Origin of the sequence: Micromonospora sp. C51 (assembly GCF_018070435.1) — a bacterium.
In the GTDB taxonomy this organism is placed as follows: Bacteria; Actinomycetota; Actinomycetes; order Mycobacteriales; family Micromonosporaceae; genus Micromonospora; species Micromonospora sediminimaris.
In genome coordinates, this window is the sequence record NZ_JAGPXQ010000033.1 from 31,262 (window position 1) to 51,979 (window position 20,718).

At 72.7% G+C, this 20,718-nt stretch carries 22 protein-coding genes and 1 riboswitch; of the genes, 16 read left to right on the plus strand and 6 right to left on the minus strand.

Features of this window, described 5'->3' with window-relative positions; genetic code table 11:
- Nucleotides 1-8: 8 nt before the first annotated feature.
- Nucleotides 9-569 (minus strand): copper resistance protein CopC, encoded by a 561-nt coding sequence (locus KBX50_RS24990; RefSeq protein ID WP_307871063.1) that lies wholly within the window; start codon nucleotides 567-569, stop codon nucleotides 9-11.
- A gap of 276 nt (nucleotides 570-845) precedes the next feature.
- Between KBX50_RS24990 and KBX50_RS24995 the strand changes: the two genes are divergently transcribed.
- A complete protein-coding gene (locus KBX50_RS24995; protein WP_210940132.1) occupies nucleotides 846-1,493 on the plus strand; it encodes a hypothetical protein in 648 nt (215 codons plus the stop codon).
- Nucleotides 1,494-1,556: 63 nt separating this feature from the next.
- Here the strand turns inward: KBX50_RS24995 and KBX50_RS25000 are convergent, their stop codons facing one another.
- Nucleotides 1,557-1,922, minus strand: a complete 366-nt coding sequence (locus KBX50_RS25000; protein WP_210940133.1) for a hypothetical protein — start codon at nucleotides 1,920-1,922, stop codon at nucleotides 1,557-1,559.
- Nucleotides 1,923-2,038: 116 nt separating this feature from the next.
- On the opposite strand from KBX50_RS25000, the gene KBX50_RS25005 reads away from it, so the two are divergent.
- From KBX50_RS25005 to KBX50_RS25030, 6 genes are all read left to right on the plus strand, one after another.
- Entirely contained in the window at nucleotides 2,039-3,337 is a 1,299-nt protein-coding gene (locus tag KBX50_RS25005) for a helix-turn-helix domain-containing protein (RefSeq protein WP_307871064.1), read from the plus strand.
- Between the two features lie 78 nt (nucleotides 3,338-3,415).
- Nucleotides 3,416-4,405 carry an ACP S-malonyltransferase gene (locus tag KBX50_RS25010; protein ID WP_210940134.1) on the plus strand — a complete coding sequence of 330 codons (990 nt, stop codon included), beginning with the start codon at nucleotides 3,416-3,418 and terminating at the stop codon, nucleotides 4,403-4,405.
- A complete protein-coding gene (locus tag KBX50_RS25015) occupies nucleotides 4,402-5,346 on the plus strand; it encodes a beta-ketoacyl-ACP synthase III (protein WP_210826857.1) in 945 nt (314 codons plus the stop codon). The genes KBX50_RS25010 and KBX50_RS25015 overlap by 4 nt, the downstream gene beginning before the upstream one ends.
- A gap of 83 nt (nucleotides 5,347-5,429) precedes the next feature.
- Entirely contained in the window at nucleotides 5,430-5,669 is a 240-nt protein-coding gene (locus tag KBX50_RS25020) for an acyl carrier protein (protein ID WP_007072348.1), read from the plus strand.
- Between the two features lie 2 nt (nucleotides 5,670-5,671).
- A complete protein-coding gene (gene fabF, locus KBX50_RS25025; RefSeq protein ID WP_210940135.1) occupies nucleotides 5,672-6,898 on the plus strand; it encodes a beta-ketoacyl-ACP synthase II in 1,227 nt (408 codons plus the stop codon).
- 148 nt (nucleotides 6,899-7,046) lie between these two features.
- Nucleotides 7,047-7,676: a lipoprotein gene (locus KBX50_RS25030; protein WP_210940136.1), complete on the plus strand. Its 630-nt coding sequence runs from the start codon at nucleotides 7,047-7,049 to the stop codon at nucleotides 7,674-7,676.
- Between the two features lie 11 nt (nucleotides 7,677-7,687).
- Here the strand turns inward: KBX50_RS25030 and KBX50_RS25035 are convergent, their stop codons facing one another.
- Together KBX50_RS25035 and KBX50_RS25040 are read right to left on the minus strand one after the other, a co-directional pair.
- The gene (locus tag KBX50_RS25035) at nucleotides 7,688-9,421 is read right to left on the minus strand and encodes a glycoside hydrolase family 3 protein (RefSeq protein ID WP_210940137.1); all 1,734 of its coding nucleotides are present in this window, start codon (nucleotides 9,419-9,421) and stop codon (nucleotides 7,688-7,690) included.
- A gap of 61 nt (nucleotides 9,422-9,482) precedes the next feature.
- The gene (locus KBX50_RS25040; RefSeq protein ID WP_210940138.1) at nucleotides 9,483-9,974 is read right to left on the minus strand and encodes a DUF3145 domain-containing protein; all 492 of its coding nucleotides are present in this window, start codon (nucleotides 9,972-9,974) and stop codon (nucleotides 9,483-9,485) included.
- A gap of 305 nt (nucleotides 9,975-10,279) precedes the next feature.
- On the opposite strand from KBX50_RS25040, the gene KBX50_RS25045 reads away from it, so the two are divergent.
- A complete protein-coding gene (locus tag KBX50_RS25045; protein WP_093401320.1) occupies nucleotides 10,280-10,609 on the plus strand; it encodes a hypothetical protein in 330 nt (109 codons plus the stop codon).
- 76 nt (nucleotides 10,610-10,685) lie between these two features.
- Here KBX50_RS25045 and KBX50_RS25050 read toward each other — a convergent pair whose 3' ends face one another.
- Nucleotides 10,686-11,342 (minus strand): carbonic anhydrase, encoded by a 657-nt coding sequence (locus KBX50_RS25050; RefSeq protein WP_210940139.1) that lies wholly within the window; start codon nucleotides 11,340-11,342, stop codon nucleotides 10,686-10,688.
- Between the two features lie 148 nt (nucleotides 11,343-11,490).
- Here KBX50_RS25050 and KBX50_RS25055 point away from each other — a divergent pair, with 148 nt between their 5' ends.
- From KBX50_RS25055 to surE, 6 genes are all read left to right on the plus strand, one after another.
- A complete protein-coding gene (locus tag KBX50_RS25055; RefSeq protein WP_210940140.1) occupies nucleotides 11,491-12,414 on the plus strand; it encodes an alpha/beta fold hydrolase in 924 nt (307 codons plus the stop codon).
- An 88-nt stretch (nucleotides 12,415-12,502) separates the two neighbouring features.
- Nucleotides 12,503-14,617 carry an AAA family ATPase gene (locus KBX50_RS25060; RefSeq protein WP_210940141.1) on the plus strand — a complete coding sequence of 705 codons (2,115 nt, stop codon included), beginning with the start codon at nucleotides 12,503-12,505 and terminating at the stop codon, nucleotides 14,615-14,617.
- Nucleotides 14,618-14,708: 91 nt separating this feature from the next.
- Nucleotides 14,709-15,626: a cation diffusion facilitator family transporter gene (locus KBX50_RS25065; RefSeq protein WP_210940142.1), complete on the plus strand. Its 918-nt coding sequence runs from the start codon at nucleotides 14,709-14,711 to the stop codon at nucleotides 15,624-15,626.
- 152 nt (nucleotides 15,627-15,778) lie between these two features.
- Nucleotides 15,779-15,910, plus strand: a riboswitch (cyclic di-AMP (ydaO/yuaA leader).
- Nucleotides 15,911-15,914: 4 nt separating this feature from the next.
- The gene (locus tag KBX50_RS25070; RefSeq protein WP_210940143.1) at nucleotides 15,915-17,018 is read left to right on the plus strand and encodes a hypothetical protein; all 1,104 of its coding nucleotides are present in this window, start codon (nucleotides 15,915-15,917) and stop codon (nucleotides 17,016-17,018) included.
- Between the two features lie 209 nt (nucleotides 17,019-17,227).
- Nucleotides 17,228-18,208, plus strand: a complete 981-nt coding sequence (locus KBX50_RS25075) for a 1-phosphofructokinase family hexose kinase (protein ID WP_170863262.1) — start codon at nucleotides 17,228-17,230, stop codon at nucleotides 18,206-18,208.
- Entirely contained in the window at nucleotides 18,205-19,029 is an 825-nt protein-coding gene (gene surE / locus KBX50_RS25080; RefSeq protein WP_210940144.1) for a 5'/3'-nucleotidase SurE, read from the plus strand. Before KBX50_RS25075 ends, surE begins: the two co-directional genes overlap by 4 nt.
- Before the next feature lie 28 nt (nucleotides 19,030-19,057).
- Here surE and KBX50_RS25085 read toward each other — a convergent pair whose 3' ends face one another.
- The gene (locus KBX50_RS25085) at nucleotides 19,058-19,423 is read right to left on the minus strand and encodes an STAS domain-containing protein (protein WP_093401327.1); all 366 of its coding nucleotides are present in this window, start codon (nucleotides 19,421-19,423) and stop codon (nucleotides 19,058-19,060) included.
- Between the two features lie 339 nt (nucleotides 19,424-19,762).
- Here KBX50_RS25085 and KBX50_RS25090 point away from each other — a divergent pair, with 339 nt between their 5' ends.
- Nucleotides 19,763-19,912: a hypothetical protein gene (locus tag KBX50_RS25090; protein ID WP_210940145.1), complete on the plus strand. Its 150-nt coding sequence runs from the start codon at nucleotides 19,763-19,765 to the stop codon at nucleotides 19,910-19,912.
- 197 nt (nucleotides 19,913-20,109) lie between these two features.
- Nucleotides 20,110-20,523 carry a hypothetical protein gene (locus KBX50_RS25095; RefSeq protein WP_210940146.1) on the plus strand — a complete coding sequence of 138 codons (414 nt, stop codon included), beginning with the start codon at nucleotides 20,110-20,112 and terminating at the stop codon, nucleotides 20,521-20,523.
- Nucleotides 20,524-20,718 lie beyond the last annotated feature (195 nt).

Consider the following 20,718-nt stretch of genomic DNA (forward strand, 5'->3'; position numbering starts at 1 on the left):
GTCAGCGTTCAGCCACGCCGGGCGGCGCGGCGGCGGATCAGCCGGGCAGCGGCCAGGACGGCCAGCAACAGCAGCACCGCGACGGCCGCCCACAACCATCCGCCGCCGGAGGACTCGTCCGACCGGGGCACCGGGCTGACGACCGTCGGCGTGGTCGGTGCCGGAGTGCTCTCCGCCGTACCGGGATCCGTCGGATCGGCGGCGGTGGGTTCCGGGGTCGGGTCGGCGGGCGTGTCGGTGGTCAGCGTGAACCGCACCTCGCCGGTGATCGGGTGACCGTCGGCGGACACCAGCCGGTAGCCGACGATGTACAGCCCCGCCGCGCCGGGAGTGAACGGCACGCTGACCCGGTTGCCGGAGAAACGCGGCTGCCCACCGGCCGCGTCGACATTGTCCGGCCCGGTGACCGTGACCTTCGTCGTGTCCTCGTCGAGCCGGGCCAGAAAGCGCAGCTCGACGCGCTCCGGCGCCTCAGCCACCCGGGCACCCTCGCGCGGGCTGCTGCCGGTCAGCTGGTTGTGCGCAGCCGCCGGCACCGCCGGCATCAGCAACGACACGCCGAACGCCACGCCGAACACCGCTGCCCCGAAACGCGTCAGACGCGCTATCCTGCCCCCCATCATGGCCTCCGCAAAGGTAAAATCCGCCCGCTGCTTCGCGGCTGGTCGTTGGTCGGGTCGCAATCGCAGATAGCTCCAATTAGTGTTCCATCAGCTGCAACCGATCGGCGTTCCGCGGAGTCTTTGAGTGGGTACCTGTCCTGTGGGCACGGTCACCACCGTCGGCCTTCCAACGTGTGTGACCCCTGCAGCACGGCCACCCATCGAACGGGGCGAGGAGGCGGCATGGTCCGACGGATGAGGCGACTGGCCGGAGCGACGGCAGGTGCGGTGGCGGCGCTGCTGCTGTCGCTCACTTCTGCCGAGGTGGCCGGGGCGGCGCCGAAGACGCCACCGGCTGGCGTGGACATCACCGGGCACGGGCTGGCCGAGCCGTTGCGCCTGCGCGCCGACACCCACCCCACGCATGTCGTCGCCGTCATCGAGCAGGTCAACCACAAGGGCCTGGTCCGCCAGTCCGGCGGTCCGAAAAAGGACGACCTCGGTCCGAAGTACACAGTCCTGGTGCTGGCCGGTGACGCTCCGAAGCAGACCTACGACCTCTACCCGAAGGCGGTCGGCGGGCCGCGGGTCTACCGCCCGGCGAAGCAGCCCGAACGCAAGGTCAGCGCGGCCTGGTACCTCGGCCGGGTCAGCATGTCCGAGACGCTGCGCACCGCCGGTGTGCCGCTGGAACGGACCTACGAGGCGGTCAGCGGAGGTGCCGGCGGCGGTGAACGCATCATCCCGGAGGAGGCGCTCAACCCCGCACAGGACATCAACGAGGCGTTCAGCGAGTTGCGCCGCCTGCTCCTGCTGAACGTCGCGGTGGTGCTGGTGATCACCCTCGGGCTCGCCGGGATCGCCCTACTGATCCGCCGCCGTACCAACTGACGCCACCTCCGGGCGCTCGCCCCGCGAACGCGCCGCCGCAGCCTGGCTGGCCTGTCCCGCCGCTCAGCACCAACGACCCGGCGGGCGTTCCCGCCGCAGGCTGCGGTGGGCCGGGCGAACCGGACCGTGCCGGTGCGCTCCGGCCCAGCCGGGCAGGTCACTGCGGCACCCGCTGGCCGTCGGGTCGGTCTGCCCGGCCGTGGACGGCTCTATGGTGCGCTGGCGGGGCACCGGTGGCTCGCCGCCGCGCTGCCGGGCGGACGCGGGGTCGTCCTCAGGGCGTTCCGCCATCCGACCGGTGCCCGGCTCGACCGGATGCGCAAGGCCGGGCGGCCTGCGGTGGTGCTTGGCGAGGGCCGGCTGCTCGTGCGGGCCCGGTCGGCACGGCTCCCCCTGGGCACAGCCGTGGTCGGCCTCCCCGTACGCCATCGGCGTCTCCTCACGCTCGCCCTCACCCGCCGGCGCCCACCCGACGTGCCCTGTCACCGTACTGGCCGGTTCTGACCGGCCGCGCAGCGCGTACCGGTTCGCCCGCCGGCGTACCGGTGCCGACGCCTGCCGTCGAGGTCCAGGTCAGCGCATGTCAGGCTAGGCGGGTGAGCGAGTCGGGCAGCACGGACCTGTCAGCCACGCTGCGCCGGATCGAGCGGGCGGCCGGCGCGCTGGCCACCGCGAGCGTGGTCCGGATGGACGAGACCCTGCCCTGGTTCCGGGAACTGCCGGCCGACCAGCGCTCCTGGGTGATGCTGGTGGCCCAGGCCGGCGCCCGCTCCCTGGTCCAGTGGTTGCGCTCCGGTGGCGGGGCCGCCGAGGGCACCCAGGAGGTTTCCGACGAGGTGTTCGCCACCGCGCCGCAGGCGCTGGCCCGCTCGATCACCCTCCAGCAGACCGTCGCCCTGATCAAGGTGACCATCGACGTGGTGGAGGAGCAGGTCAGCGACCTCGCCGCCCCCGGTGAGGAGCCGCAACTGCGGGAGGCGGTGCTGCGGTACTCCCGGGAGATCGCCTTCGCCGCCGCCCGGGTCTACGCCCGGGCCGCCGAATCGCGCGGTTCCTGGGACGCCCGGTTGCAGGCCCTGCTGGTGGACGCGCTGCTGCGCGGCGACTCGCCGGACGTGCTGGCCAGCCGTGCCGCCGCGCTCGGCTGGACGGACGCGCCACCGGTGGCGGTGGCGGTCGGCCCCTCCCCCGGCGGCGAGGTCGCCGCGGTCCTGCACACCGTCTACCGACAGGCCCGGCGGATCGGGGTCGAGGTGATCGGCGGCGTACACGGCGACCGCCTGGTGATCGTGCTCGGCGGGGCGGCGGACCCGGTCGCGGCGACCGGCAAACTGCTCACCGCCTTCGGCGAGGGACCGGTGGTGGTCGGTCCGGCAGTGCCGAGCCTGGACGAGGCGACCGAGTCCGCCCGGGCGGCGTTGGCCGGTTACCGGGCCGCTCCGGCGTGGCCGGCGGCACCACGTCCGGTGCACGCCGGTGACCTGCTGCCCGAACGGGCCCTGGCCGGCGACGCCGAGGCCCGTCGGCGGCTGCGCCATGACGTGTACGCGGTGCTGGTCCGCGCGGGCGGTGAGCTGCTGGAGACGTTGGACGCCTTCTTCGCCGCCGGTGGCACGCTGGAGAGCGCCGCCCGGGCGCTGTACGTGCACCCGAACACGGTGCGCTACCGGCTGCGGCGGATCTCCGAGGTGACCGGCTTCAGTCCCCTGGCGCCCCGGGACGCCTTCGCGCTGCGGGTCGCGCTGACGGTCGGCCGGCTCGATCCGGTGGTACCGACCCAGACATTGGCCCCACCAGTCAGTAAAAGATCACAGCATGGTGATGACCAGCGTCAGTCTTTGTAGGATCCCTCCAACTGACCTAGTGCGGTTTGGTGCCAGCCGGCACAGCGCAACCCATGGGTATCCAGGAGAGTCATAGACGTGCTCGCCGTACTCTGCCCCGGCCAGGGTTCCCAGAAACCCGGCTTTCTGACCCCCTGGCTCGACCTGCCCGACGCCGAGGCCCGACTGCGCTCGTGGTCCGAGCTGGCCGGCGTCGACCTGGTGCACCTGGGCACCACCGCCGACGCCGACGAGATCCGGGACACCGCACGCACCCAGCCGCTGCTGGTCGCCGCCGCGCTGCTCGCCGCCGAGCAGTTGCCGATGCGCCAGGTCGCGGTGACCGCCGGGCACAGTGTCGGTGAACTCGGTGCGGCGGCGCTGGCCGGGGCGCTACCGGCGACGGCCGCGATCACCCTCGCCGGCGTACGTGGCCGGGAGATGGCCGCCGCCTGCGCGCTGGAGCCGACCGGCATGGCCGCCATGCTCGGTGGCGACCCGGACGAGGTGACCGCCGCGATCGGTGCACACGGGCTGTCAGCCGCCAACCGCAACGGCAAGGGCCAGGTCGTCGCCGCCGGCGCGCTCGACGGGCTGGATAAGTTGGCTGCCGAGCCCCCGGAGCGGGTCCGGGTCGTCCGGTTGCAGGTGGCCGGCGCGTTCCACACCCCGTACATGGCTCCGGCGGAGGCGGCGTTGGCCACCGTCGCCGCCGGGATCACCCCGAGCGATCCGGACCGGATCCTGCTGTCCAACCTCGACGGGACGGCTGTCGACAACGGCCAGGAGCTGCTCGAACGGCTGGTCCGCCAGGTCACCGCCCCGGTCCGCTGGGACCTCTGCATGGCCACCCTCGCCGCCCTCGGCGTGACCGGCGTGATCGAGCTGCCGCCCGCCGGCACGCTCGCCGGCCTGGTCAAGCGCGAGCTTGCCGGTGCCGGTGCGCCGGAGATCGTCACCTTGAAGACTCCGGACGACCTGCCCGCCGCCCGGGAGCTCATCGCCCGGCACGGCACGACGGCGGGCGGTCCGGTCAACGGAACCACTTCACTCACGTCTCGCGACCATGCTGGGGAGGCCTCGTCATGACGGGCAGCCGGATCCTGTCCCTCGGGCACTACCAGCCGTCCCGGGTGGTGACCAACGACGAGATCGCCCAGCTGGTGGAGACCAGCGACGAGTGGATCCGGGACCGGGTCGGCATCGCGACCCGCCGGATCGCCGGTGACGAGACGGTCGCCGACATGGCCGCTGCCGCAGCGGACAAGGCGCTGGCGAACTCCGGCCTGACCGCCACCGACATCGACCTGGTGGTGGTCGCCACCTGCACCTCGATCGACCGTAGCCCGAACGTGGCCTGCCGGGTGGCCGCCAAGCTGGGGATCAACGTCCCGGGGGCGTTCGACGTGAACACCGCCTGCTCCGGCTTCGCGTACGCGCTGGGCACGGTCGACCACGCGATCCGCGCCGGCGCGTCCCGCAACGCCCTGGTGATCGGCGCGGAGAAGCTGTCCGACTTCACCGACTGGACCGACCGCTCCACCTGCATCATCTTCGGCGACGGCGCCGGCGCGGCCGTGGTCACCGCTGCCGCCGAGGACGAGCCGGCGGGCGTCGGTCCGGTGGTCTGGGGCTCGGTGCCGGAGCGCGGCGACGCGGTACGCATCGAGGGTTGGCGGCCGTACGTCGCCCAGGAGGGTCAGACGGTGTTCCGCTGGGCCACCACGGCACTGGCGCCGCTCGCCCTACAGGCGTGCGAACGCGCCGGTGTCGACCCGTCGGAGCTGGCCGCCTTCGTCCCGCACCAGGCCAACGCCCGGATCATCGACGGCATCGCGAAGCGGTTGAACATCCCACAAGCGATCATCGCGAAGGACATCGTCGAGTCCGGCAACACCTCCGCGGCCAGCATTCCGCTGGCCCTGTCCAAGCTGGTGGAGCGTCGCGAGGTGCCCTCCGGCGCCCCGGTGCTGCTGTTCGGCTTCGGCGGCGGCCTGACCTACGCCGGTCAGGTCGTCCGCTGCCCCTGAGACCCCCACGGCGCCCGGCGCCGAGGAGCGACGGGTGGCGTCGCCGCCCCGTCGAGAGAACCCGATGAGAGGAACCCACCGCAATGACCCGTGACGAGATCACCGCCGGCCTCGCCGAGATCCTCGAAGAGGTTGCCGGGGTGAACCCGGACGACGTGGCCGAGGGGAAGTCCTTCACCGACGACCTGGACGTCGACTCGCTCTCCATGGTGGAGGTCGTGGTCGCCGCCGAGGAGAAGTTCGGCGTCAAGATCCCTGACAACGAGGTGCAGAACCTCAAGACCGTCGGGGACGCCGTGAGCTACATCGAGGCGCAGTCCTGATCATGAGTCGCATCGACGTCGTCGTCACCGGGCTCGGCGCGACCACCCCGCTGGGCGGGGACGTCGCGTCGACCTGGGACGCCATGCTCGCCGGCCGCTCCGGGGTGAGTTCGCTCGCCCAGGAGTGGGCCGCGCAACTGCCGGTCCGGATCGCCGCTCAACTCGCGGTCGATCCGGCCGGCCTGCTGGACCGGGTGAAGCTGCGCCGGTTGGACCGTTCCGAGGCGATCGCGCTGATCGCCGCCCATCAGGCCTGGTCGGACGCCGGCCTGGCCGACTCCGGGCTCGACCCGGAGCGGCTCGGGGTGAGCGTCGGCTCGGGCATCGGTGGGGCGCTGACCCTGCTCGCCCAGGACGACGTCCTGGAGTCGTCCGGTCCGCGGCGGGTCTCCCCGCACACCATCCCGATGCTGATGCCGAACGGCCCGGCCGCCTGGGTCGGCCTGGAGTTGGGCGCCCGCGCGGGCGTACACTCCGTGGCCAGCGCCTGCGCCACCGGTGCGGAGGCGATCGCGCTCGGCCTGGACATGATCCGTGCCGGCCGCGCCGACGTGGTGGTGGCCGGCGGCACCGAGGCGGTCATCCACCCGCTGCCGATCGCCGGCTTCTCCTCGATGCGGGCCATGTCGACCCGCAACGACGAGCCGGAGCGGGCCTCCCGCCCGTGGGACAAGGGCCGCGACGGCTTCGTGCTCGGCGAGGGGGCCGGCGTCATCGTGCTGGAGCGCGCCGACCACGCCGCCGCCCGGGGCGCCCAGGTGTACGCGAGGCTCGCCGGCGCGGGCATCACCTCCGACGGCTTCGACATCGTCCAGCCGCACCCGGAGGGGGCCGGCGCGATCCGGGCGATCGCGAAGGCGATCTCCGACGCGGATGTGGCCAAGTCCGACATCGTCCACGTCAACGCGCACGCCACCTCCACCCCGGTGGGCGACCTGGCGGAGATCACCGCGTTGCGGGCAGCGCTGGGCGACCATCCGGTGCTCACCGCCACCAAGTCCATGTCCGGTCACCTGCTCGGCGCGGCCGGCGCGCTGGAGTCGATCGCCACCATCCTGACGATCCGCGACAGCGTGGTGCCGCCGACGATCAACCTGGACGACCCGGACGACGGTCTCACCCTGGAGGTGGCGGCCAACAAGGCACGGCACATGGACGTGCCCGCCGCGCTGAACAACTCGTTCGGCTTCGGTGGTCACAACGTGGCGCTGGTCTTCACCCGGCCCTGAGTCGACGCGGGTGTCGGGGAGCCCGCCTCTGATCGCGGTGTTTCCCGGCATGCTCTGACCGGCGAGCAGCGCCGGCACGACGACTTGACTTCTGCTCGGCGCACCGCTTTGCTGGCTCCCTTGTCGATCATTGACGGGGGTTGGGCACGTGGGACGACGGATCATCACAGCGGCGCTGACCATCGGGCTGCTCGGCGGCTGCGGCGGCACCGAGCAGGGTGCCGGCGGCGCGACCGGAGAGCCGTGGCACGACGAGGTGACCGCCGCGGCCCCCGCCGGCACGGTCGGCGGCGGTGCGCCCTGCCCGCTGCCGGTCACCTTCGAACTGGCCGAGGGCTGGGAGGCGGAGCCGATCGAGACGCCGGACCCCACCGACGAGCTGGGTGACGCGGTGGCTGCGGCGCTGACCGGGCGCGGCGGTTCGACCGTGCGCTGCGAGGTGGACGGCCGTGCCGTGGTACCGGGCTTCCTGCGGGTCTGGACGGCCGACGGCGCAGGCACTCCGGCCCGGCAGGCGTTGCAGGCGTTCGTCACCGCCGAACCGGAGTCGAGCGGCCAGCAGTACCGCGAGACCCGGGCCGGTGACCTCGACGTGGTGGAGGCGACCTGGCTCAGCCGGCGGGCGTTGACCGACTCCGACGTGCGGGAGTGGGCGTTGGCCGTGACGGTGGCCGACCGGACGGTCCTGATCGAGGCGAGCAGCACCAGCCTCGGTGAGCCGCTCGACGTGCTGCCCGCGTACCGGCTGGCCCGCGACACCCTCGTCGCGGCACCCTGACCGCGGCGGGGTCAGTCCGCGCAGGTGGTGGCGGGCAGCCCGGGCACCTTGACCGGGGAGCGGCCCGTCGGGCGGGTCTCGCCGGCAAGCACGTCGGCCAGCGCGGTCATCGAGGCTCGGCTTGACGAGTAGGTGGCCAGCAGCGTGTCCGACTTCGCCTGGGCCAGCACGTACGGGGTGTCCATGGCGACGGTGACGGCCGCGTCGCTCCGCAGGTCCTTCGAGCCGTCGCCGTAGCCGACCAGATGCACGACGGTGCCACCGCTGGGCACCACCTGCACGCCGGCCGAGGTCAGCGCCTCGGTCAACGCCGCCCGGGTGTGCGCCCGCCCGCCCGACGAGGTGACGGTCACCGGACCACGGACGCCGGTGGTGTCGCACCGGCCGCGCAGCACGGTCACCGCGCCAGCGGCCAGCGCGGTGGCCGCCTCGCGATGCGCCGTCGCGCCCAGCGTGGACAACTCCGGTGCGGGTGCGTCGCCCAGGGTGAATTTCATGGTCAGCACGCGGGTGGCCGCCTCGACCAGCCGGCTGCGGGGCAGCGTGCCGTCGCGCAACGCGGTCAGCAGCCCCTCGTACGCCTGGCCGACGTGCGGCGGCATGAGGATCAGGTCGTTGCCGGCCTTCAGCGCCCGCACCGCCGCCTCACCGGGCGGGAAACGACGGGCCGGCGGCATGTTCATCCCGTCGGTGATCACGACGCCCTGGAAGCCGAGTTCCCCGCGCAACACCTCGGTGAGCAGCTTGTACGAGAAGGTGGCGGCCACGCCCGGGTCGACCGAGCGCACGTCGAGGTGGGCGGACATCACGGCCAGCGCGCCGGCCTCGATGCCGGCGGTGAACGGCGGCCACGCCTCGGCCGCCAGCTTGGCCCGGGACTGCGGGAGCCGGGGCAGGTCCTTGTGCGAGTCGACGGCGCTGTGGCCGTGACCCGGGAAGTGCTTGAGAGTGGCCGCCACCCCGGCGGTCTGCAACCCGCGTACCGCGCCGCCGACCTGGTCGGCCGCCCGCTGCGGATCCGAGCCGAACGAGCGGGACCCGATCACGGTGCTGCGGGTCACCAGCACGTCGGCCACCGGCGCGAAGTCGACGTTGATGCCCATGGCGGTCAGTTCGGTGCCGGCGGCACGCCAGGCGGCCTCGGTCAGGTCCGGGTCACCGGCGGCGCCGGCGCCGAGCGCGCTGGGCAGCATGGTGACCCCATCGGTGATCCGAGTGACCACCCCGTACTCCTGGTCGGTGCCGATCAGGAAGGGCGCCGCGCCGGCGGGCAGCCGCCCGGCGGCCTCGCGCAGCCCGGTGGTGAGCCTGCGAACCTGCTTCGGGTTGTCGACGTTCGTGGTCTCCTGGTTGCCCTGGGTGGGGTCGTCCGCGCTGAAGCCCACCAGGATCAGCCCACCCAGGCGGTACTTCTCGACCATTTCGGCGGGTGTGTCCACCCCGGCCAGCGCCCGGTTACCGGCCGCCGAACCGGTCGACACCTTCGTCGCGTGGTCGCCGTACGCGTACGGCATCAGCACCTGGCCGACCAGGTCCTCGTCGGCAAGATCGGCGACGAGGGCGGCGGCCCGGGTGGCCGGGTCCTCGGGCGGGACGCTCGACGGCGGCGCGGGCTCCGTGACCGGGGTCGAGGCGGGGCCCGCCGAGGGGCGTTGGCCGGCCTCGGAACAGCCGGCGACGAGCAGCGCGGTCACCAGGACGAGCGCGGTGGCGACGCGCCGAGGGGTAGTCGACACGCGGACCATCCCACCAGTTCACCGCGTACCGGGCAACTCGACCGCGGCCCGCGCGGCCGGCCGGATCTGCCTATCCGACCCGGGTGAGCAGGGTCACCGGCGCCCCGTCCCCGGCATGGCGGTACGGCTCCAGTTCGGCGTCCCAGGCGGTGCCGAGCGCCTTGTCGAGGGCGTGTGCCAGGGCCTCCGGCGCCCGCGCGCCGGCCATGATGCTGCGCAGCCGGTCCTCGCCGAGCTGAATGTCCCCGGCGGCCCCCACGGTCGCCCGGAACAGGCCCCGGCCCGGCACGTGCATGAAGCGCTCGCCGTCGACCCCGGGACTGGGCTCCTCGGTGACCTCGAAACGGATCATGGGCCACTGCCGGAGGGCAGCGGCCAACTCGGCGCCCGTTCCCGGGCTACCGGACCACCCGCACTCGGCCCGGCGGGCGCCGGGATCGACGGGCTGAGCCGTCCACTGAAGATTGACCGGCGCGGCGAGGACGCGCGCGATCGCCCACTCGACGTGCGAGCACACGGCGAGCGGGGTCGAGTGGACGTATACGACGCCACGCGTTGGCACGGTGACCTCCCGGAGTGCGAGGTGCGTCTTCCCCTACGACCTCGCCCGACCCGGGCTTGTGGAACACATGATGACTGGTGTGACGGATGGTACGCCAGGGAATCGGAAAATCCGCCGCTCGGAATACCCGGACAGGTGACCACGGTTCCACCTCGTGACGCCGCGATGACCAGCCGGCATCGTGGGTCGTGTACAGTTCCATCGGCGGCCTGTGCCGCGTAAGCCTCCGCGGGTCCCGCCTCTGACGGCCCCCGCAACAGCCCCCGGACGTTCCGTCCTCCGTACGTCTTGCAAGGAGTACCTCCGTGGCGAGCAACACCTCTAAGACCGCGCGCGCGTCAGTCCGGGCCGGCCAGGCTGGCCAGGGTGGCGCCCTCAGCGTGCTGGGCGAGTTCAAGTACGTGATCCCGCTCAACGGCGGCAAGCACGCCTACGTGCGGAACCTCACCAACGGCAGGACGGCGCACCTGCGCACCGACTCCGAGGCCTTCATCGAGGAGATCCGGGTGCTGGCTGCCGCCGGCCACGCCGCCAAGATCCGGGCCGAGCTCAACGGTCTCAACGCCGCCCACCCGGGTGACGGCTGGGACGCCACCGAGAAGCGCCTGGTCGAGGCCGGCGTCTTCGAGGCCTGATCGGCCGCGGGCGCCGCGCCCGCTGCGTACCACCTGTGAACGCCCGTCGGGTCGCGCCCGGCGGGCGTTCGCCGTCTCACGCCCGGTCCGGCGGATCCAGCAGGGCGACCTCGCCGGTGGCGAGGTCGTAGACGGCTCCGCTGACGGCGACCCGGCCGGCGGCGACCGGCGGCGCCAGCCTCGGATCGGCGCGCAGCGCGGCCACGGTACGGACCACGTGCCGGCGGACCGCGAGGGGCAGCAGGTCCGGTTCGTCCAGCCCCACCTCGGTGACCGCCGGCGCGATCCGGTCGACCAGATGGGCCAGCGCGCCGGCGGGGCGCCGGCCGGCACGCAGCGACTCGGCGGTCGCCTGCACCGCGCCGCACCGCTCGTGGCCCAACACCATCACCAGCGGTACGCCCAACACCTCGACCACGTACTCGATCGAGCCCAGCACCGCCCGGTCCAGCACGTGCGCTCCGGTGCGGATGACACAGATCGAGCCGAAGGTCTGATCGAAGATCGCCTCCAACGGCACCCGCGAGTCGATGCAGCCCAGCACCACGGCGTACGGCTGCTGGTCGCCGGAGGCGGTCGCGGCCGCCGCGGTCACGTCGTGGCCGTGCACCGGTTGGCCGCTGACGAAGCGCCGGTTGCCGGCGAGCAGTTCGGCCAGAGCCGCGTGCGGCGTGCCCGCGCGGGCCTGGCCGGCCAGCGCGGAACCGGCGGGTACTCCCCCCGTGGTTGCCATGTCCTCAGCCTGGCCGCGCCGTTGCCCGGGCGGAGCCGATCGACGAGATCTTCTCAACAGCCCGGTTGGCGTGTTGTCATGACGGGTAGCCGGTGTTACCACCGGGTATCCCCGGTGTTACGCATCCGTGCGCCGTGGGGAGGTGGCGATGCCGGAGCCGACCGAGGTACGGCTGGGCGACGACGTACGCCTGCACGTCGAGACTGCCGGGCCAGCCGACGCCGAGGTGACCGCTGTGCTGCTGCACGGCTGGACCCTGGACGGGCGCAGTTGGCACCGACAACTGAACGCCCTCCGCGAGACGTTCGGCTCGGTCCGGGTGGTCACCTACGACGCACGTGGGCACGGTCGGTCCAGCTGTATGGCGCTGCCCACGGCGACCCTGGCCCAGCTGGGCGACGACCTGGCCGCGGTGCTGGACGCGGTGGCGCCCACCGGCCCGGTGGTGCTGGTCGGCCACTCGATGGGCGGCATGACGATCATGGAGTACGCGCACCGCCACCCGGACCACTTCTCCCGACGCACCGCCGGTCTGGTCTTCGTCTCCACCACGGCCGAGGGGCACACCCACACCGTCTACGGCCTTTCTCCCCGGATCGCCCGGATCATCCGGCTGGCCGAGACCACCGGCGCCGGGGTTCTCGCCCGCTGCGGCGCCTGGCGACCGCCCCAGGCCCTGTTGCGCGCGCTCCGACCGAGCATCCGGTGGATGCTGTTCGGGGACCGGTGCGACGCCACGGACATCCGACTGGTCACCTCGGCGGTGGCCCGCGCCTCACTACGGTCGATCGGTGGGTTCCGCGCCTCCATCGGCACCCAGCACCGACTGGCCACCCTCACCGCGCTGGCTCACCTGCCGGCGGCGGCGCTGGTCGGCGACCGGGACCGGCTCACCCCGCCGCCGTGCGCGGAGTCCATCGCCGCCGCGCTGCCCGCCACCGAGCTGACCGTCTGCCCCGGCGCCGGGCACATGTTGATGATGGAGCGGCCCGAGGAGGTCAACGCCGCCCTGGCCGGCGTGTTGCGCCGAGTCCTGGACGACCTTCCGACCCAGCGGCGCGTCCACGCCTGACCGTCCCACCCAATGCCGTTCCGCCCAGCTCCGCGGCGGGGCGTAATCTCGTGCGGTTGGCCAGGCGGCGTCACGAGGAGAGCGAGCGGTGGACCAGAGCACCCTGGATCAGGAGATCGCCGCCGAGCAACGGCATCTCGACCGGGTGTACGCGCGACTGGCCGAGCTGCGCCGATCCGCCGTTCGCGCGGAACGGGAGGGCTACCGGCTGGCCCGGGTCGGCAACTTCGGTGCGCTTGTCGAGCGGGACGCGATGGTCTTCCACGCCGCGCAGCGACGCCACCTGCTCGACGCCGAGTACGAGGGGTTGGTCTTCGGCCGACTCGACCTGCGTGACGGGCAGACCCTGTATGTCGGGCGACTCGGTATCCGCGACGAGGACGCCACCACACTGGTGGTGGACTGGCGGGCCCCGGCTGCCGCCGCCTTCTACCGGGCGACCCCGGCCGAGCCGCTGGGCGTCGTCCGGCGTCGGACGATCCAGTCCAGCGGGGAGCGGGTCACCCGGATCGAGGACGACCTGCTGGATCCGGACGCCGCCCCGCCGGAGATGGCGGTGGTCGGCGACGGTGCGCTGCTGGCCACCCTGTCCCGGACCACCGGTCGGGGCATGCGGGACATCGTGGCCACCATCCAGCGCGAGCAGGACGAGGCGATCCGCTCCCCCGGCTCGGGCGTGACCCTCGTCTCCGGCGGCCCGGGCACCGGCAAGACGGCGGTGGCGCTGCATCGCGCGGCGTACCTGCTCTACGCCGACCGCAGCCGGTACGCCGGAGGTGGCATCCTGGTGATCGGCCCCTCCTCGGTCTTCGTCGAGTACATCGCCTCGGTGCTGCCGTCGCTGGGCGAGGACACCGCCACCCTGCGCTCACTGGGCACCCTCTTCCCCGGGGTGGTGGCCACCCGCACCGACCCGCCCGAGGTGGCGGCGATCAAGGGTTCGCTGCGGATGCGCCGGGTGCTGGAACGGGCGGCCCGGGACGCGGTGCCCGACTCCCCGACCGAGTTGCGCCTGCTGTACCGGGGCACGCTGCTGCGGCTGGAGCAGGCCGAGCTGGACGCCGTCCGGGATCGCGCGCTGCCCCGTGGCGCCCGCCGCAACGAGGTGCGTCGGGCCGGCTTCGACGGCGTGCTCGCCGCGCTCTGGGCGCAGGCCCGCCGGCTGGGCATCACCGGGCTGCCCGAGCAGCGCGCCTTCGAGGACGAGCTGATCGACCGCACGGACTTCCGCGACTTCCTGAAGGCCTGGTGGCCACGGCTGCATCCGCGGCACGTGCTCGCCTGGTTGGCCGATCCGCAGCGGTTGCGCCGGTACGGCGGGGGCCTGCTCTCCGGTGCCGAGATCCGGCTGCTGGGTGCGGCGTACCGGGGGCTGGCCACGGACGGCCCGACCGTCGCCGACGTTGCGCTGCTGGACGAGTTGGACGCGCTGCTCGGCAAGCCGATGCGCCCCGCCCGCCCCAAGCGGGACCCGTTCCAGTTGGCCGGTGGGGTGCGTGAGCTGAGCACCTTCGCCGACCGGCAGCGGGCCGCCCGGCAGGCCGCCCGGGAACGCCCCGAGGACTACCGCGACTACGCCCACCTGGTGGTCGACGAGTCCCAGGACGTCTCACCGATGCAGTGGCGGATGGTGGGCCGGCGCGGGCGGCTGGCGTCCTGGACGGTGGTGGGTGACCCGGCGCAGACCGCGTGGACGGGAGATCCGCAGGAGTTGGCCCGGGCCCGCGACCAGGCGCTGGGGCGCCGCCGCCGGCACCGGTTCACGCTCACCACGAACTACCGCAATTCGGCGGAGATCTTCGCGGTGGCGGCGGCCGAGATCCGGCGGGCGTACCCGGAGCTCGCGTTGCCCACCGCGGTCCGTTCCACCGGCATCGATCCACTCCAGCTCGAGGTACCGGCGCCCGAGTTGGAGACCACCGTCGTGACGGCCGCCAGCGCCCTGCTCGGCGAGGTCGAGGGCACCGTCGGAGTGATCACTCCGGTGCCCCGACGGGATCAGGTCGCGGCCTGGCTGGGGGCGCTGGGCGGGCAGCGGTTGCAGGTGGTGACCAGCCTCGAGGCCAAGGGCATGGAGTACGACGGTGTGGTGCTGGTCGCCCCGGCGGAGATCCGGGCGGAGCCCGGCTCCGGGGTCCGTACCCTCTACGTCGCGCTGTCCCGGGCCACCCAGCGGTTGACCACCGTCGACCCGGCCGGTTGAACCCGAACACCGCGACCCGCCAGACGGTTGCATACATAGCGATGTTGGCATAGCTCCGTCCCCGGTCCGACGGACGTCGCAAGGTGTCTGGGTGGGCGCCGGCCATGACCACCACCACGCTGCGGTGTCGAACGCCGCCCACCGCCACTCCGGCCGGCTGTGGGCAGCGTTCGCCCTGCTCAGCGTGCTGATGGCGATCGAGGCAGTCACCGCTCTGCGGACCGGTTCGCTGGCCCTGCTCTCCGACGCCGGGCACATGTTCACCGACGTGCTGGGCATCGGGATGGCCCTCGCGGCCGTGGCTGCCACCCGTCGGGCCGACACGGACCCGCAACGCACCTTCGGGCTCTACCGACTGGAGGTGCTCGCGGCCCTGGCCAACGCCGTATTGCTCTCCGGCGTCGCGGTGTACGTGCTGGTCGAGGCGGTACGCCGCTTCGGCGATCCGCCCGAGGTGCTCGCCGGTCCGGTCCTGGTGGTGGCCGCACTCGGCCTGCTCGCCAACGTCGTCGCGTTCGCTCTCCTGCGTCCAGGGGCGCGGGAGAGCATCAACCTGCGCGGGGCGTACCTGGAGGTGCTGGCAGACCTGCTCGGTTCACTGGGCGTGATCGCGGCCGCCCTGCTGATCGCCGTGACCGACTGGTGGTGGGCCGATCCTCTGGTGGCCGTCGCGATCGCCACGTTCATCCTGCCCCGGACGTGGCGCCTGGGCCGGGCGGCGGTGCGCATCCTGGTCCAGGCCGCTCCGGAACACCTTCAGGTCACCGCGGTGTACGACCGGCTGGCCGCGGTGCCGGGCGTGGCCGACGTCCACGACCTGCACGTCTGGACGTTGACCTCCGGCATGGAGGTCGCCTCGGCGCACCTCACCGTCAGACCGGGCGCCGACGTCGGCGCCGTGCTGGCGGCGGCCCGCTCGGCGCTGCACGAGGACTTCCAGATCGAGCACGCGACCCTCCAGATCGAGCCGCGATCGGATCCCGGGCCCTGCGGGGCGGCACAGTGGTGACCGGAAGAATCGGGTAAAAGGGGTTATTGTCCGCTTTTGATCTGTTCTACTAGTCAACAACTGAACACCAGCAGTAACAGCAGCTGCACCGGTCACATGGGCACCGGTAGGCTCGGACCCGGCCTCCGCCAGGCGGCACCCACCGGTGCCGGCGGCGGCCGCCGCCTAATCGCCCGCCAGGGCGAACCGGGGAACCATGTTCCTGGGGTGTATCCGCGTCAGCGGTAGGGATCTTCCGTCCCGAACCCGTCAGCTAACCCGGTCGGCGGCTGACGGAAGGAAACGTGCATGCCAGCAGTGGCAACGGTAAGACCGGCCGCCCGTACGGCGGCCCTGATCGCCGCCGCGCTCGCCCTCACTCTTGGCGTCGCGCTGGCCCCCTTCACCCCCGCCGCCGCGGCATCGCCGCCATTGCGGGCGGCTGCCCCGGGCGATGTGGACGACGAGGGTGGCACGCCGGCGCTGCGGGCCCAACTGGAGGCCGCCAGCAAGGGCTACCTCGACGCCAAGACCGCGCTCGGCCGCTCGGTCAAGCGCCAGAAGAAGCTTGCCGAGCAGCTCAAGACGACCGAGAGCCAGGTCGCCGAGCGCGGCACCAAGGTCGCCGCGATCGCCGCGCAGGCGTACCGCACCGGGCGGCTGGGCGCGGCGTCGGCGCTGCTCAACAGCGGTTCACCGGCCGGCTTCATGGACCGGGCGGCGGCGCTGGACGCGGTCGCCGCCAACGAGGACCGCGCACTGCGCGAGCTCCAGGCGGCCCGCGACGAGGTCAGCGCCACCAAGCAGGCCCTGGACGTGGAGATCCAGGAGCAGCGCAAGCAGGTGGCCGTGATGGCCAAGCGCAAGGACCAGGCCGAGCGGGCGTTGACCGTGGCCATCGAGCGGGACGAGGCGGCCGAACGGGCCAGGGCCGCCGAGCGGGCCGCCCGGTCACCGTCGCGCAGCAGCGGGTCGAGCCCCACCGCCAAGCCCGCCCCCCGCAACTCGGACGGGTCGTGGCCCTCGGAGTCGTGCAGCGTCAACGACCCGACCCCGGCCAACGGCTGCATCACCCCACGCACCCTGCACGCGCTGAAGCAGGCCAAGTCGGCCGGCTTCACCCGGTACGTCTCCTGCTACCGCTCCGGCGGCTCGGGCGAGCACCCGAAGGGTCGGGCCTGCGACTTCGCCGCCCAGAAGAACGGCTTCGGTGGGGACGCGACCGGAGGCGACCGGACCTACGGCAACAACCTGGCGGCGTACTTCGTCAAGAACGCCGACCGGCTCGCGGTGCTCTACGTGATCTGGTACAGGCAGATCTGGCTGCCCAGCAGCGGCTGGAAGTCCTACAGCGGCGCCCGCGGTGACCCGTCCAGCGACCACACCAACCACGTCCACCTGTCGGTGTACTGACCTCCTCGTCGCGCCGGGTGAACTGCTCTTCACGAGCGGTTCACCCGGCGCTGCGTTTCACCGTTGGCCGGCGGGGCACCGTCCCTTCGGCGCGCATCGACGCGTCCCCTTGGTTACCGTCGTACCAGGAAGCGGTATTTGTCCGCTGACGGGAGGAACGCCATGAACGAGCGAATCGCCAGGCTCGGCGGTACGAACAGGGTACGGTCATGACCGGCCGCGTCATGATCTTCGCACCGACACCGCTGCTGACCGTGACCATCGACCAGCCGAGCGACGCACCCGAGTTGCACCTGCACCCGGGCGGGCAGGGGGTGTGGCAGGCCAGGATGGTGCTGTCCCTCGGCGTCGACGTGGTGCTCTGCGCGGCGCTCGGCGGTGAGGTCGGGCAGGTACTGCAACCGTTGCTGGTCAGCGAGGGAGTCGACCTGAAGGTGGTGGCCCGCGACTCCGGCGGCACCGGCGGGTACGTGCACGACCGCCGCGAGGGGACCCGCCAGGAGATCGTCGACGTCATCGGCCAGCCGTTGAGCCGGCACGAGCTGGACGAGCTGTACAACCTCGCGCTCGGCGAGGGCCTGCGCGCGCCGGTGAGCGTGTTGAGCGGGCCGAACCATCCGTCACTGGTCCCCGCCGACCTCTACCGGCGTTTCGCGGCGGATCTCGGTGCCAACGGTGGTCGCGTGGTGGTGGACCTCTGCGGCGAGCACCTCGCCGCCGTCCTGGAAAGCGGTGTCTTCTTTCTCAAGGTCAGCCACGAGGAACTGATCGCCGACGGGCGGGCCGACGGCGACGACGAGGAGGAGCTCACCCGCGCGATGTACGACCTGCACGCCTCCGGTGCCGAGAACGTGGTGGTCAGCCGGGCCGACAAGCCCGCGTTGGCGCTTGTCGACGGCGAGGTGTTCGAGGTGCGGATGCCGCGGCTGGAAGCCGCCGACCCGCGCGGGGCGGGCGACTCGATGACCGCCGGGGTGGCCGCCGTGGTGGCCCGGGGCGGCGACGTCCGCACGGCGATCCGTACCGGCGCGGCGGCCGGCGCGCTCAACGTCACCCGACACGGTCTCGGCACCGGCCGTCTCGACTCGATCAACGGCCTCGTCGACCGGGTCCGGTTGGAACCGGCGGGCAGCCGTCCCCAGGAGCGGACCACCCCTGACGAACTGGCGCAACGGGCGGGTGGCCGATGACGCTGCGGGTGCTGATCACCAACGACGACGGGATCGCCGCGCCGGGCATCCAGGCGCTGGCCCGGGCGGCCGTCGACCGGGGCCTGGACGTGGTGGTGGCTGCCCCACTGGAGGAGGCGAGCGGCACCAGCGCCGCGATGAGCGCCATGGAGCAGGACGGGCACGTGGTGGTCCACGACCATCCGTTACCGGAACTCGACGGGGTGCCGGCGTTCGGCGTCGGTGGCTCGCCCGGGTTCATCGCGCTCATCGCCGTGCACGGTGCCTTCGGACCGCCGCCGTCGGTGCTGCTGTCGGGCATCAACCGGGGCGCCAACGCGGGCCGCGCGGTGCTGCACTCCGGCACCGTCGGGGCCGCCTTCACCGCTGCGGCCAACGGCTGCCGGGCGATGGCGGTGTCGCTGGACGTGCTCTCGGCCGGTGAGGCGACCGCGGCCAGCGGAGGTGCCGCGGTGGCGGCTGCCGCCCGGGTTCGCGACGCCGAACGGAACTGGGCCACTGCCGCCCACGTCGCCCTGGAATTGCTGCCCCGACTGACCGCCGCGCCGACGGAGAGCGTGCTCAACGTCAACGCGCCGGATCTACCGCTGGGTCGACTGCGTGGGGTACGCCAGGCCACCCTGGCGACCTTCGGCCAGGTGCAGATGACCGTCGCCGAATCCGGGCACGGCTTCGTGCGTACCTCGTTGGAGGAGCCGGGACAGGCGGTACAGCCCGGCACGGATCTGGCTCTGCTCGCCGACGGCTACGCGTCGGTGACTGCGGTCCGGGCGGTCACCGAGGTGGCCGACGTGGACCTGTCCGGCCTCGACCGGGAGTGACCAGGGGCCCCTGCGATGGTCGAGGCGGTCAGGCCCCGGGGAGCACCTCGGGAGCCGTGGCCGCCCCGGCGTAGTAGGGCTCCGGCGCGCCGAAGAGGCCGAGCAGGCCGGTCACCCAGAGCTGCCGGTGGACGAACCGGCTCGGCTCGGTGACGATCAGCTTCACCCCGCTGACCTCGGCGGTCTGGAACCCGGCGACCATCGCGCTGATGCCCACCGAGTCGATGAAGGTGACCAGCCGCATGTTGAGCTCGATCCGGGCCGGCCGCCCCTTGGCCAGCACCTCGGCGATGGCCTCTTTCACCTCGTACGCGGTGTCGACGTCGATCTCCCCCCGAGGGGCGATCTCGATGACACCACCGGGCCGAACCGTCTGCAGGATCGACAGGCTCACGCGAGCACCTCCACTCGCCCGTACGACGGGCGCCTCATCAGTACGCGGGCCGCGACCGACAGTATTCCTTCAACCGCCTCGGTCGCCACCCCTCGGGATGAGCAATTCACGGATGCGGGCACAACAAATCACCCATATCCGAACTTTATTGGCCTTATCACTCAGCGTTCAGCCTCCGCCGACGCCGCCGAACCAGGGTAGCGGGCCGACGCCATCCCCGTCGTTTTCCAGCACTGTCGGCGTGCCCCATGAACAACCGGCCTGACCTGCGCTGGATGCGCGAGAGTGGCGCGGTGTGCCTAGCATCACGAGTGACCCCTATGACGGGAGGACCACCTCATGCTCCGCAGACTCGCCGCGCTCGCCGGTGTCAGTGCCCTACTCGCCCTCGTACTGGCCTGCGGTCTCGGTGGCGGTGGCGGTGACGACGACGATGACGATGACGACGACTTCGCCCGCGCCGCAGCGGTGGCGGTCGCCGTCCGCTAGCCCGGTGCGGCGAACCCGGTGCGGTCCCGGACCGCACCCTGGGGGAGCACCTGCCCGTCCGGTCGGGGCGAGCGTTTCGGTGGTTTGCGTCCGGGTCGGTGTGGGCACAGCCTCCGATGCGAACCGCCCACCGGCCGGACAACGCCGCCGACAGCTGATGCGTGCACCGGCTCCGGCACTGTCGAGGAGGGAACCACATGTTCGGAACACATCTGCTGGAGCGCCGCAGCAAGCCGGAGCGAATCGCGGACCAGGCCTGGCAACACCTCGTCGCGGCGGTGAACAACGCCGGCGACAGCATCCGCGACACCGCCCGTACCGCCCGCCACAGTTCCGCCGGTCTCGCCGGCGACGCCGGTGACCTGGTCGAGTCGGCCGCCGAGGAGGCCCGTCACCGGGCCAGCCGCGCCTTCGACGCGCTTGCCGGACGCCGCCCGGCGTTGCCGTGGACATTGCTGATCGGCGCCGCCCTGGTCGGTGCCGCGGTCGGCTGGGCCGCCGGCACCGCGGCACGCGCCGCCGGGAGCCGGGACCGGGCCCTCGAGGACATCGAGTTCGTCGACGTGGACCGACCCGACTCCCCCACCGACCCGACCAATCCCGTCAGCTGACGGTCTCCGCGACGACGGGCTCCACCGACCGAGGGGTCGGGCGGGGCCCGTCGTGCTGTCATCCATCAGCCGCGCACCCACCGGAACTTCTGGGCGGTTCCAGTCCGGGCGGCCGACCTCGTCCGATCCGGGTGAGGCCAATTCACCCGGACGGTCACCAGGCTCGGTCGCGGCGAACCTGGCGGGCCGGCCCGC

Bases quoted from the DNA above. Each gene is read 5' to 3' on its own strand.
- KBX50_RS25015 (WP_210826857.1), top strand. From the start codon at position 4,402: ATGACGGGCAGCCGGATCCTGTCCCTCGGGCACTACCAGCCGTCCCGG.
- KBX50_RS25055 (WP_210940140.1), top strand. From the start codon at position 11,491: ATGCCGGAGCCGACCGAGGTACGGCTGGGCGACGACGTACGCCTGCAC.
- KBX50_RS24995 (WP_210940132.1), top strand. From the start codon at position 846: ATGGTCCGACGGATGAGGCGACTGGCCGGAGCGACGGCAGGTGCGGTG.
- KBX50_RS25095 (WP_210940146.1), top strand. From the start codon at position 20,110: ATGTTCGGAACACATCTGCTGGAGCGCCGCAGCAAGCCGGAGCGAATC.
- KBX50_RS25090 (WP_210940145.1), top strand. From the start codon at position 19,763: ATGCTCCGCAGACTCGCCGCGCTCGCCGGTGTCAGTGCCCTACTCGCC.
- surE (WP_210940144.1), top strand. From the start codon at position 18,205: ATGACGCTGCGGGTGCTGATCACCAACGACGACGGGATCGCCGCGCCG.
- KBX50_RS25075 (WP_170863262.1), top strand. From the start codon at position 17,228: ATGACCGGCCGCGTCATGATCTTCGCACCGACACCGCTGCTGACCGTG.
- KBX50_RS25050 (WP_210940139.1), bottom strand. From the start codon at position 11,342: ATGGCAACCACGGGGGGAGTACCCGCCGGTTCCGCGCTGGCCGGCCAG.
- fabF (WP_210940135.1), top strand. From the start codon at position 5,672: ATGAGTCGCATCGACGTCGTCGTCACCGGGCTCGGCGCGACCACCCCG.
- KBX50_RS25020 (WP_007072348.1), top strand. From the start codon at position 5,430: ATGACCCGTGACGAGATCACCGCCGGCCTCGCCGAGATCCTCGAAGAG.
- KBX50_RS25070 (WP_210940143.1), top strand. From the start codon at position 15,915: ATGCCAGCAGTGGCAACGGTAAGACCGGCCGCCCGTACGGCGGCCCTG.
- KBX50_RS25035 (WP_210940137.1), bottom strand. From the start codon at position 9,421: ATGGTCCGCGTGTCGACTACCCCTCGGCGCGTCGCCACCGCGCTCGTC.
- KBX50_RS25000 (WP_210940133.1), bottom strand. From the start codon at position 1,922: ATGGCGTACGGGGAGGCCGACCACGGCTGTGCCCAGGGGGAGCCGTGC.